Consider the following 10,654-nt stretch of genomic DNA (forward strand, 5'->3'; position numbering starts at 1 on the left):
CTAGGGTGAGAGGCGTGACGGACTGGAGCGAGCAGCGGGCGCGCGCGATCGACGCGCACGCCGCCGACCTCGCCCGCCGCGCGGCCGCCGAGTCGGAGAAGGCCGCCGAGATGCTCCGGGAGTTCGTGGCGGTGGCCGCTTCCCGCGGACCGGCGCCGGTGCGGCTGGTCGCCCGCTCCTACGACGGGCGGCACCGGTACCGCACCGGTCTGCGCGGCTGGTACCTGCGTCCCGACGAGGGGATCGCGGTCGCCGAGGACGCGAGGTTCTACGTCATGGCGGTGCGTGGCTCCCTGCGCGCGCTCGTCACCGGCGTGACGCTCGAACCGGACCCCCCGCGCCTGGTGCTCGGCGAGGGCGGCCGCGACGGCGAACGCGTCACCCTGCGTCTCGCCCTCGACACCGTGCTGGGCTCCGCATGAACGATCCGCTCCCGGTGGACCCGATCGCCGAGGCGGCCCGGCACTGGCGCGACCACGGCTGGGCGGAGGCCGCCGAGGGCATGGCCGCGGTCACCTCGATCATGCGGGCACAGGCGATCGTGCTGGCCCGGGTGGAGGACGTGCTCCGCCCCCTGGCGTTGACGTTCGCCCGGTACGAACTGCTCATGCTGCTGTCGTTCAGCAGCCGCGGCGCGATGCCGATGTCGAAGGCCAGCGTGCGCCTCCAGGTGCACCCGACCAGCATCACCAACGCCGCCGCCCGGCTGGAGAGCGCCGGCCTCGTGGTGCGCCGGCAGCACCCGTCCGACCGGCGCACCGTGCTGGTGGAGATCACCGACGCCGGCCGCACGCTTGCCGGCGAGGCCACGAAGCGCCTCAACGACCGCGTCTTCAGCAACCCCGGCCTGTCGCCCGCCTCGCTTCGTACCCTGGTCGACGTGCTCCGCGAACTACGGATCGAGGCGGGAGACTTCGGTACATGACTGTTCGACAACTGCGCCTGGTGGTGGAGGCCGAGGACTACGACGCGGCGGTCGCGTTCTACCGCGACGTCCTCGGGCTTCCCGAAGAGGCCGAGATAATCACCGGTGCGGCCCGCGTCGCGATTCTCGACGCCGGCCGGGCCACGCTGGAGATCGCCAATCCCGCGCAGAAGCGCTACATCGACGAGGTCGAGGTCGGCCGCGACGTGGCACCGCGGCTGCGGGTCGCCTTCGAGGTCGACGACGGACCCACGGTGACCGCCCACCTCGTCGCCGCCGGCGCCACCGAGGTCGCACCGCCGACGCGCACGCCGTGGAACTCGCTCAACTCCCGGCTGGAGGCACCGGCCGGCCTGCAGATCACGGTGTTCCAGGAGCTGGGCTCGTTTGAGGGTGGCGACCCCGGGTAGCCGATTTGCATGTCGACAATTCAGGGACGGGTGGCCGTACTGGTCGCCAACGAGGGAATCGAGCAGATCGAACTGACCGAGCCGTGGAAGGCCCTGGAGAAGGCCGGCGCCCAGCCGGAACTCATCGCTCCGAAGAGCGGCGAGGCGCAGGCGTTCAACCATCTCGACAAGGCCGACACGTTCCCGGTCGACCACACCGTCGCCGAGGCCGACCCGGCCGACTACATCGGGCTGGTGCTGCCCGGTGGCGTCGCCAACCCGGACGCGCTGCGCATGGACAAGGACGCGGTCGCGTTCGTCCAGGCGTTCGTCGCGGCGGGCAAGCCGGTCGCGGCGATCTGTCACGCCCCGTGGACACTCGTCGAGGCGGACGTCGTCCGCGGCCGGACGCTCACGAGTTGGCCGAGCCTGCAGACCGACATCCGCAACGCGGGCGGCACCTGGGTCGACGCGGAGGTCCACACCGACCGCGGCCTGACGACCAGCCGCAACCCCGACGACCTTCCGGCGTTCTGCGCCAAGATGATCGAGGAACTGGCGGAGGGTCGCCACCCCACCCCCTGACCCGAGTCGATCTTGCAGTTGTGCCCGCCCTTTCGCCGGAATTCGCCCGTTTTTCGGCGAGCACAACTGCAAGATCGGCGACGTTGGGTCCGCTGGGAGTCCAAGATCCGTAAGTCGGGCACTCAGGAGGCGGGGTACGGGTCCGCGGACAGCAGGTGGGCCGGGTGGGCGGCGTTGGCGGCCAGGGTCTTCGTGGCCTTGCCGGTGGTGTCGGGCTTCGGGCCGGCCTCGTTGTAGTCGACGCCGCCCATCGCCTCGCCCACCCAGTACGTACCGCCGGCCGCGGGGATGCACCTCGCGTCCCAGGAGTTCCGAACTGGACGGTTCGGTCGAAGCGCTTGAGGGAGCAACCGAGGACGAGCGCGGACAGGGAATTCGACATGATCCCGAGCCTTCCCCGCCGCGCCCGCCGCGAACTACACCAGTTTGAGACCCACCACGCCGCCGACGATCATCGTCAGGAAGACGATTTTGAGCGTCGACACCGGTTCCTGGCCGGTGCTCATCGCGTAGACGACCGTGAGGACCGCGCCGATGCCCACCCACACCGCGTACGCGGTGCCCACCGGTAGGTCGCGCATCGCGTAGGCGAGGCCGCCCATGCTCGCGAGCAGGGCCACCACGAAGACGATCGACGGAACGGGCCGGCTGAAACCCTCCGACCGGCCGAGGGCGGTGGCCCACACCGCTTCGAGCACACCGGAAAGAACGAGGACGAGCCACGACATCACAGCCTCCACGGGCCGTCTTGTCGCTCGCCGGGTACGGCACCCCTCGTCCGGGAGTTCGTGACCACGAACTCGCCCCGATCCTACCTATGTGACCGGCGTCACAGCCAATGAAGAACCGGGGGCGGCAGAGTCGTCGTCTTGCCAGGTGTGAGACGAGGGCTGGACACACTCGACGAGGGCGCGCTGCTCAAGCGCATCGCCCGCGGCGACCGCGCCGCCTTCGACGAGTTGTACCGGCGGGCCGCGCCGTGGCTCACCGTGCGGCTCCGGCGGCGCTGCGCCGATCCCGACGTGGTCGCCGAGGTCGTGCAGGACACGTTCCTGGCGGTGTGGCGGTCGGCCGCGAGCCACGCGCACGACGCGGCGACCGGCAGCGCGCTCGGCTGGCTGTGGACGATCGCCGCGCACCGGCTCGTCGACGCGTTCCGCCGCCGGGCGCGGCAGGAGCGGGTGCCGGCGGTGCCGGTCGTCGAGTCGGTCGCGCCCGCGGCCGAGGACCAGGCGCTGGCCGGCGGCATCGGGCCCGACCTGGAACGGGCGTTGCTCACGCTGCCGCCGGAACTGCGGCAGGTGCTCTGCGCGATGGTCCTCGACGGGCTCACCACGCGGGAGACCTCGCTGCTGCTGGGCATGCCCGAAGGAACCGTGAAGACCCGTGCGCGGCGGGCCAGGATCGCGCTGCGGGAGGCGCTGTCATGAACCATCCCACTCCTGCCCTGATCGCCACCTACGCCACCGGGGCCACCGGCGTCGACGACGCCACCGTCTGGGCCGTCGAGGCGCACCTGGAGACCTGCCGGGGCTGCCGGTCGGTGCTGGCCGGCGCCGTCGACGGCGAGACCCGGAACCTGCTCGACCGGGTGGCCGACGGGGTCGGCGCCGGCATCGCCGCCGGCCCCGGTCCGGTGCGGCGGCGCCGGTTGCGGCGCACCGGGTTCGCGGCACAGGTCCTGCCGTGGCTGGCGGTCGCGGCCGGGCTGATGCTCGCCGCGGTCGCCTTCGAACTGGCCTTCGACCACCTGCGGTCGGTGGTGCTGCTGGTCGCGCCGGTGGCACCGCTGCTGCCGGTGGTCGCCGCGTGGAACCGGCGCACCGATCCGGCCTGGGAACTGCTGGCCGCCGCGCCCCGCACGGGGCTGTGGATGCTGCTGCGCCGCACGTTCGCCGCGTTGGCGGCGGTGCTGCCGGTGCTCGCGGCCGCCGGCTGGCTCACCGGCTACTCCCCGGCGCTCTGGGTGCTGCCGGGGCTCGCGTTCACCGCCGGGAGCCTCGCGTTGGGCGGGCTGATCGGCGTCGACCGGGCCGCGGTGGCGCTGGCGGGCGCCTGGGCGGTGGGCGTGGTGGTGCCGAGCCTCGTGCTCGACCGGCTCCCGGTGCTGCTCACCGGGGGCAGTTGGCCGGCCTGGGCCGCGCTCACGTGCGTCCTCTCGGCTCTTGTCGTGGCCCGGGCCGCCGATCACCGGCGGCTGCGCGTCGGTCCGTCCTGAAAGATCTTTTTGTGACGAACGGAGAACTTTCATGCGCGCAGTGAGCGCGACGGAGACCGCTCCCGATACGTATGCCTGGGCGGTGCGGGCCGGTGACCTGAGGGTCCGCGCCGGACGCCACCTGGCGGTGGACGGTCTCGACCTGACCCTCGACACCGGCGTGCACGGCCTGCTCGGGCCGAACGGTGCCGGCAAGACCACGTTGATGCGCGCGCTCGCCACGGTGGTGAAGCCGGCCGGCGGAACGCTCACCGTGCTCGGCGCCGATGTCGCCGGCCGGCGGGACCTGCGGATGCTGCGCCGCGGCCTCGGCTACCTCCCGCAGCACTTCGGGTTCTACCCGCGGTTCACCGTGCGCGAGTTCGTCGAGTACATGGCCTGGCTCAAGGAGATGCCGAAGTCGGTGATCCCGGGCGCGGTGCAGCGGGCGGTGGAGCGGGTGGGCCTCGCCGACCGGGCCGACACGAAGATGAAGACGCTGTCCGGCGGCATGGTGCGGCGGGCCGGCATCGCGCAGGCGATCGTCAACGACCCGCGCGTGCTGCTGCTCGACGAGCCGACCGTCGGCCTCGACCCGGAGCAGCGGATGGAGTTCCGCGACCTGCTCCGCGGCATCGGCGTCGACGCCTGCGTGCTGGTGTCGACGCACCTGGTCGAGGACGTCGCAGCCGCCTGCACCGACGTGGTGCTGCTCGACCAGGGACGGCTGGTGTGGCAGGGGACGCCGGAGCAGTTGTCCGCGCGCGGCGGTGTCGAGAACGCCGGCGACAGCGCCATCGAACGCGGGTACTCGGCCGTGCTCCGGGCCTACCGGAGTGCCGCATGAGGATCACGGGCATCGAGCTACGTCGATCGGCTGCGCTGGGTACCGGGCTGCTGATCCTGGCCATCGGGGCGGGGCTGCTGGTCTCGGTCCCGTACAGCTACGCGTCGCGGTGGACGCAGCTCGCGTCCTCCGCCCGGGTCCTGCTCCTGGTGCTGTGGCCGCTGGCGCTGGCCGGCGGGGCCTGGCTGGGCCGGCGCGAGGCCCGCAGTCGGGTCGGCGAACTGTTCGCGACCACCGCCCGGCCGCGTTGGCAGCGGGTGCTGCCGACGGCGGCGGCGCTCGCGGTCGCGGTGCTGGCCGGGTACCTCGTGATGCTGATCGCGGGTGCCGGGTTCGTGGTCTTCTCCGCCACCCACTTCGCGGTCGGCGCGCTCGGGCTGGTGGCGGTCGGTGGCGTCTCGCTGGTCACCGCGGCGTGGCTGGGCCTGGCGGCCGGACGGGCGATGCCGTGGCTGGCCACCGCGCCAGCGCTGGCCGTGCTCGGCGTGGTGGTCGTCGGGCTGCTGCCCGACCTGGTCAACGTCAACCACTTCATCGTCGACGACGACCCGCCGCCGGCGGCGCTGATGCTCAGCCCCGTGTACGTCGGCGGGCTCGACGACTTCCAGACGTTCGGCCTCGGGGCGAGCCTGGTGCAGCTGCTGTGGCTGGGCGCGGTCGCGGCCACCGGGCTGCTGCTGTTCGGCGCGACGCGGGCCCGGTCGCGGGTGCTGGCGGTGCTGCCGGCGGCGCTCGGGCTCGCGGTCACGCTGCCGCTGCTGCCCACCGGCGCCTACGAGGGCGGCACCGACCCCGACCGGGCGGCGGTCGCGCTGGTCTGCGACGACGCCGGTCCGCAGGTCTGCATGACGAAGGTGCACGCCGGCCTGCTGCCCGACGTCACCGGTCCGGCCCGGGAGGCGCTGGCCCTGCTGGCGACCAGGCTGCCCGACGCGCCGACGCGGGCGGTGGAGAGCGACCGTCCGCAGTCGTGGGTGCGACCGGGCAGCATGCCCGAGCCGCGCCGGTACGGCGCCGACACGCTCGTCTTCACCGCGCCGTCCTACGGGCGCACCGGCCGCGCCGACTTCGACGGCGAGCCGTTCGTGCCGTGGCTGCTCACGGAGGTCTGGCGGCTCGACTGCGACCAGCGCCCGGTCGAGCACGACGCCTACCTGGGCCAGGAGGTCGCCACGTCCTGGTTGCTGGGCCGACCTTTCGGCGCCGACCCCGACCTGCCGGCCGCGTACGAACGGTTCCTGGGCAAGCCGGTCGACGAGCAGCGCGCGCTGCTGGCCGCGGCCCGGGTCGGCGCGCGCTCGTGCGATCCGGACGCCCTCGCGGCGCTCATCCGATGAGGTGGCTGGCGCTGTACCTGCGGTCGCGCGGCGCGTGGGTCGCGGTCGCCGTCGCGGTCGGCGCGGTCGCGCTGGTGTGGGGCGCGTGGTCGTGGTTCAGCGACGCGCGGACCGTGAACGCGCGGGCCGTCACGCTCACCGTGATGCTGGGGGTGGCGGCGTTCGCCCGCACCCTGGACGGGCCCGACGAGAGCCTCGACCGCACGGCCGCGGTGCGGTGGCCGCTGCGCCGCTTCGTCCACGTGCTCGTGCTCGGCGCGGTGATCGTCGGGCTGCTCATGCCGACGCTGCTGACCGGCGCCCGGTTCGAACCGGCCACCATGGTGCTCCGCAACACCGCCGGCCTGCTCGGCCTCACGGCGCTGGGCGCCGCCCTCGTCGGCGCCGCGCTGTGCTGGGTCGCGCCGCTCACCTGGACGGTCGTCTCGGTGCTGCCGATCCTCGACGCGAGTTCGAAGGTCGGGTGGCAGGTGGTCGGCTGGCTCGTGCAGCCCACCGGCACCACCGCCGCCACGGCCTGCGCCGTGGTGCTCGCGGTCAGCGGCCTGGCCGCCTATTCCTGGCGCGGGGCAGGCCTCTGAACTCTTTTTGTCACACCCCTGTGTTTCTGTTGATGCCATGGCCGGAGACATACCTCCCGAGATCGAAGACCGGCTCCGGGCGATCTGCGGCGGCCTGCCCGAGGCCCACGAGGAGCCCGCCTGGGTCGGCATCCGCTGGCGGGTCCGCAAGCGGACGTTCGCACACGCCTGCACGGTCGAGCCCGGCAACCCCACGTCCGACGCCGTGCGGGTGTTCGCGCCCGACGGTCCGCTCACCGTGGTCTCGTTCCGCGTCCCCGACGACGACGTGGCCGGCCTGGCCGCGTCCGGCTATCCGTTCTACCGGCCCGGGTGGGGAACCAACGTCATCGGCCTGGTCCTCGGCACCACCACCGACTGGGAGGAGGTGGAGGAACTGCTCACCGACAGCTACTGCGTCCAGGCGCCGAAGAGCCTGTCCCGTCTGCTCGACGGATCCGGGAAATGAGCGCCGCCAGGAACGTGGACCGCTCCGCCATCGCCGCGACGTCGACCCACTCGCCCTCGGCGTGGGCGTTGCCGCCGACGGCGCCCAGGCCGTCGAGGGTCGGCACGCCGAGGCTCGCGGTCACGTTGCCGTCCGAGGCGCCGCCGACCGCGACGCCGTCGGGCCGGCGCAGGCCGAGCTCCGCGGCGACGTCACCCGCCGTCTGAAAGAGGCCGGCCGACGCCGACGGGGGGAGCGGCGGCCGGTGTACCTTGCCGTGCACGGTCATGGTGGTGCCGTCGACGCGGGTCCGTAGCGCGCGCAGGGCCCGGTCGACGCGGGCGAACTCGGCGTCCTCGAACGCGCGCACGTCGACGGCGAGGCTGGCGTCGGCCGGAACCGTGTTGGTGGTCGTTCCGGCCCGGAGCACGGTCGGTGTCACGGTCGTGTCCCCGCCGCCGAGGTGCGCGACGGCGATGGTCTGGTGGGCCAGTTCGACGCCGGCGTTGATGCCCCTGGCCGGGTCGAGGCCGGTGTGCGCGGCGCGCCCGGTGATCCGGAGTTCGTAGCGGGCGATGCCCTTGCGGGCGGTCTTCAGGGCGCCGGCCGCGCTGGGCTCGCAGACGAGGGCGGCGGTCGCGCCGCTCACCGCGTCACCTATGAGCTTTTGTGACGACGGCGAGCCGATCTCCTCGTCCGCGTTGACCACGACGGTGATCCCGTCGAGAGAGGGGAGTGTCGCGAGCGCGTGGAACATCTGCACGAGCCCGGCCTTCATGTCGAAGCAGCCGGGGCCGGTCGCGCGGGTGCCGTTCATCCGGAACGGCCAGCGTTCCAGGGTGCCGATCGGCCAGACGGTGTCGTGGTGGCCGAGGAGCAGGATGCGGGTCGGGCCGTGGCGCCAGACGAGGTGGTTGCCGGTGCGCTCCGGGCTCGTTCCCAGGTGTCTCTCGCCGAGTTCGGTGACGGCGTCGGCGCTGCGTGCGGTCGCCTTCTCGTCGCTCGAGGGCGATTCCACCTCGACGAGTTGTTGGAGTTCATTGATCACCGTGCGCCTCCCTTTGTTCGGATTGACTAGACAATATAGAGTCTGTCAAGTGGAGGCGCCTGCGTACCAGCGGATCGCCGCGACGTACCGGAACCGCATCATGACCGGTGCGCTGCGGCCGGGCGACCAGTTGCCCACCGAGCACGACCTCGCCGACCAGTTCGGCGTGGCCCGGCAGACGGTGCGGGCGGGCCTGGGCGTGCTGGTCACCGAGGGGCTCATCGTGGCGCGCCGGCCGCGCGGCTACTTCGTGCGCGAACGCGAGCACATGATCTACCGGCCGCAGCAGAAGTCGCGGCCGCGCCCGGCCGTTCCGGAGATGGACCGGTTCTCCGAGCAGATCGTGGCGTCGGGGCGGAAGCCGTCGTACGCCATCGAGGTGGCGCTGATCGAGGCCGGTGCCGACCTGGCCGAGCGGCTGCGGGTCGCCCCGTCGTCGACGGTGGTCGCCCGCCGCCGGGTCCGGTTCATCAACGGCGAGCCGACGAACATCAACGACTCGCACTTCCCGATCGACCTGGTGCGCGACTCCGAGATCATGCTGCCCGCGTACCTGCCACGGGGCACCGACCAGGTGCTCGTCGAACTGGGGTACCCGCAGCACCGGGCCATCGACGAGATCCTGGTGCGGATGCCCACGCCCGACGAGATCCACCGGTTGGGGCTGGGCCCGGGGACGCCGGTGGCGGTGCACTTCGACACCGGTTACACGTCCGACGGGCGGCCGGTGCAGTGCGCCATCAACGTCCTCCCGGGCGACCGGCACCGCATCGTGTTCGAGCGCCACTTTGCCTGATGTTTTACGAGCGCCTGTGTCGAAGTCCTGGCCGAGGCGAGCCGAGGTCCAGGCGGCGATCCGGCAAGGCGCGGCTTTGTCCCGATACCGGTGTTGTATCGGGGCGAAGCCGCAACGCCGCCGGGCGTCGTCTGGACCCGGCGCAGCCCGGTCAGGACTTCGACACAGGCGCTGGGGAGGGCATGACTGATCCTCGTGCACTCGTCGCCGCTTACGAGGCCGCGTTCGCGGCCGGATCCGCCTCCCTGCTCGACCGTTGCTACGAGCCCGACGGTGTCCTGGTCCCCTCGCCCGGCACCCCGCTCGTCGGTGCCGAGCAACGGATCGCCGCCCACGAACACCTGCTCGGCTTCGGCCTGCCGATGACCGTGACGACAAGGCACGTGTACGTCGCGGGCGACGTGGCACTGTTGATCGTCGACTGGTCGATGAAGAGCGCGAACCTCGACCTGTCCGGCACGGCGACCGACGTGGCCCGCCGCGGGGCGGACGGCGTATGGCGGTACGCGATCGACAACCCGTTCGGGACGAGGTGATCCCTTCGTCGCGCCTCTTTCGCTGCGCCGGCGGGTCGTGCGCCCTGGGGATGATGGTCCTCGGGGGGACGACGGGTGGGCCGGCGGCGGTTAGGGTCTGCGGATGGTCCGGTCGGAGGGGTTCGCGTTGTTCGCGCGCCCCCTCGACGACCGGCGGTTGGTGGCGGCCGACGTGGTGCTGGCCGCCGGGTACGTGGCGCTGACGGCCGTGCTCTGGCACTCCGGTCCGGCGGTGCCTCCGGAGCTGGTCGGCGTTCCGGGCGGTGGCGAGTTGGCCGCGCCGGTCGCCGACGTGATGATCGCGGCGACCGGGCTGCCGCTGGCGCTGCGCCGGTTGTGGCCCGTGCCGGTGCTGGTGACGGTCCTCGTGGCGTCGGCGCTCGCGGTCGGCTTCGGCGCGGTCCGCGACCCGTTCGTGGCGGCCGCGTTCGCGGTGTACCCGGTGGCCCTGGCCCGCCCCGGCCGCGCCGCACAGGCGGCCGTCGCACTCGCGGCGGTCGGCGTCGCGGTCACGGTCGGCGGCGTGCCCGTCGGCCCGTCGCCGTACTGGTGGTGGAGCGGGCCGGGGCTGCTCCTGGTCGGCGGGATCCTGGTCGTCGGCGCGTGGACGCTGGGCGTCGCGGTCCGCGAGCGCCGGGCATTCGCCGCCCGGGCCGCCGACGAACTGGCCGAACGCGCCGTGATGCGTGAACGCCTACGCATCGCGCGCGAGTTGCACGACGTGGTGGCCCACAGCATCGGGCTCATCGCGGTCAAGGCGGCCGTGGCGAACCACGTCGTGGCCGTACGTCCGGAGGAGGCGGGTGCGGCGTTGCGCGTCATCGAGACGGCCAGCCGTGGCGCACTGGCCGAGATGCGCCAGATGCTCGGCATCCTGCGCACCGGCGTCGGTACCGGTGGCCTCCTGGCGGGCGTCTCCGGCGGGCGGGGCGTCCCTGGCGGGTCGGGCGTCCCTGGCGGGTCGGGCGTCCCTGGCGGGTCGGGCG

Annotated in this window: 16 protein-coding genes and 1 riboswitch; of the genes, 13 read left to right on the forward strand and 3 right to left on the reverse strand. The window is 73.0% G+C overall.

Features of this window, described 5'->3' with window-relative positions; translation table 11 throughout:
- Positions 1-14 precede the first annotated feature (14 nt).
- The 4 genes from Vau01_RS42380 to Vau01_RS42395 are packed head-to-tail and all read left to right on the forward strand — an operon-like array spanning position 15 to position 1,899.
- Positions 15-422, forward strand: coding sequence for a hypothetical protein (locus Vau01_RS42380; RefSeq protein ID WP_239152292.1), 408 nt, complete (start codon positions 15-17; stop codon positions 420-422).
- Positions 419-925 (forward strand): MarR family winged helix-turn-helix transcriptional regulator, encoded by a 507-nt coding sequence (locus Vau01_RS42385; protein WP_204005665.1) that lies wholly within the window; start codon positions 419-421, stop codon positions 923-925. Before Vau01_RS42380 ends, Vau01_RS42385 begins: the two co-directional genes overlap by 4 nt.
- On the forward strand, positions 922-1,335 hold the full coding sequence (locus Vau01_RS42390) for a VOC family protein (protein WP_204005666.1): 414 nt from the start codon (positions 922-924) through the stop codon (positions 1,333-1,335). The genes Vau01_RS42385 and Vau01_RS42390 overlap by 4 nt, the downstream gene beginning before the upstream one ends.
- 9 nt (positions 1,336-1,344) lie before the next feature.
- Positions 1,345-1,899 carry a type 1 glutamine amidotransferase domain-containing protein gene (locus Vau01_RS42395; protein WP_204005667.1) on the forward strand — a complete coding sequence of 185 codons (555 nt, stop codon included), beginning with the start codon at positions 1,345-1,347 and terminating at the stop codon, positions 1,897-1,899.
- Between the two features lie 122 nt (positions 1,900-2,021).
- On the opposite strand, the gene Vau01_RS42400 is transcribed toward Vau01_RS42395, so the two are convergent.
- Together Vau01_RS42400 and Vau01_RS42405 are read right to left on the reverse strand one after the other, a co-directional pair.
- Positions 2,022-2,162 (reverse strand): hypothetical protein, encoded by a 141-nt coding sequence (locus Vau01_RS42400; protein ID WP_204005668.1) that lies wholly within the window; start codon positions 2,160-2,162, stop codon positions 2,022-2,024.
- A 153-nt stretch (positions 2,163-2,315) separates the two neighbouring features.
- On the reverse strand, positions 2,316-2,627 hold the full coding sequence (locus Vau01_RS42405; protein WP_204005669.1) for a DMT family transporter: 312 nt from the start codon (positions 2,625-2,627) through the stop codon (positions 2,316-2,318).
- 9 nt (positions 2,628-2,636) lie between these two features.
- A riboswitch (guanidine-III (ykkC-III) riboswitch) is annotated at positions 2,637-2,704 on the reverse strand.
- A gap of 73 nt (positions 2,705-2,777) precedes the next feature.
- Between Vau01_RS42405 and Vau01_RS42410 the strand changes: the two genes are divergently transcribed.
- Genes Vau01_RS42410 through Vau01_RS42435 form a run of 6 tightly spaced genes read left to right on the forward strand, consistent with a single transcriptional unit; the run spans position 2,778 to position 7,309 of the window.
- Positions 2,778-3,329, forward strand: coding sequence for an RNA polymerase sigma factor (locus Vau01_RS42410; protein WP_204005670.1), 552 nt, complete (start codon positions 2,778-2,780; stop codon positions 3,327-3,329).
- A complete protein-coding gene (locus Vau01_RS42415) occupies positions 3,326-4,117 on the forward strand; it encodes a hypothetical protein (protein ID WP_204005671.1) in 792 nt (263 codons plus the stop codon). The genes Vau01_RS42410 and Vau01_RS42415 overlap by 4 nt, the downstream gene beginning before the upstream one ends.
- Before the next feature lie 31 nt (positions 4,118-4,148).
- Positions 4,149-4,943: an ABC transporter ATP-binding protein gene (locus tag Vau01_RS42420; RefSeq protein WP_204005673.1), complete on the forward strand. Its 795-nt coding sequence runs from the start codon at positions 4,149-4,151 to the stop codon at positions 4,941-4,943.
- Positions 4,940-6,280 (forward strand): hypothetical protein, encoded by a 1,341-nt coding sequence (locus Vau01_RS42425; protein ID WP_204005675.1) that lies wholly within the window; start codon positions 4,940-4,942, stop codon positions 6,278-6,280. Before Vau01_RS42420 ends, Vau01_RS42425 begins: the two co-directional genes overlap by 4 nt.
- The gene (locus tag Vau01_RS42430; protein ID WP_204005677.1) at positions 6,277-6,861 is read left to right on the forward strand and encodes a hypothetical protein; all 585 of its coding nucleotides are present in this window, start codon (positions 6,277-6,279) and stop codon (positions 6,859-6,861) included. The genes Vau01_RS42425 and Vau01_RS42430 overlap by 4 nt, the downstream gene beginning before the upstream one ends.
- A gap of 37 nt (positions 6,862-6,898) precedes the next feature.
- A complete protein-coding gene (locus Vau01_RS42435) occupies positions 6,899-7,309 on the forward strand; it encodes an MmcQ/YjbR family DNA-binding protein (protein ID WP_204005679.1) in 411 nt (136 codons plus the stop codon).
- Here Vau01_RS42435 and Vau01_RS42440 read toward each other — a convergent pair.
- Positions 7,242-8,336, reverse strand: coding sequence for a M20 family metallopeptidase (locus tag Vau01_RS42440; protein WP_204005681.1), 1,095 nt, complete (start codon positions 8,334-8,336; stop codon positions 7,242-7,244). The genes Vau01_RS42435 and Vau01_RS42440 overlap by 68 nt on opposite strands.
- A 49-nt stretch (positions 8,337-8,385) precedes the next feature.
- Here Vau01_RS42440 and Vau01_RS42445 point away from each other — a divergent pair, with 49 nt between their 5' ends.
- The 3 genes from Vau01_RS42445 to Vau01_RS42455 form a co-directional block, all read left to right on the forward strand.
- Positions 8,386-9,132, forward strand: a complete 747-nt coding sequence (locus Vau01_RS42445; protein ID WP_239152293.1) for a GntR family transcriptional regulator — start codon at positions 8,386-8,388, stop codon at positions 9,130-9,132.
- Positions 9,133-9,314: 182 nt separating this feature from the next.
- The gene (locus tag Vau01_RS42450; protein ID WP_204005683.1) at positions 9,315-9,668 is read left to right on the forward strand and encodes a YybH family protein; all 354 of its coding nucleotides are present in this window, start codon (positions 9,315-9,317) and stop codon (positions 9,666-9,668) included.
- Between the two features lie 103 nt (positions 9,669-9,771).
- Positions 9,772-10,654, forward strand: an 883-nt coding sequence (locus tag Vau01_RS42455) for a histidine kinase dimerization/phosphoacceptor domain-containing protein (RefSeq protein ID WP_204005684.1), incomplete at its 3' end; no start/stop codon positions are given.

Source organism: Virgisporangium aurantiacum (assembly GCF_016863635.1).
GTDB lineage: Bacteria > Actinomycetota > Actinomycetes > Mycobacteriales > Micromonosporaceae > Virgisporangium > Virgisporangium aurantiacum.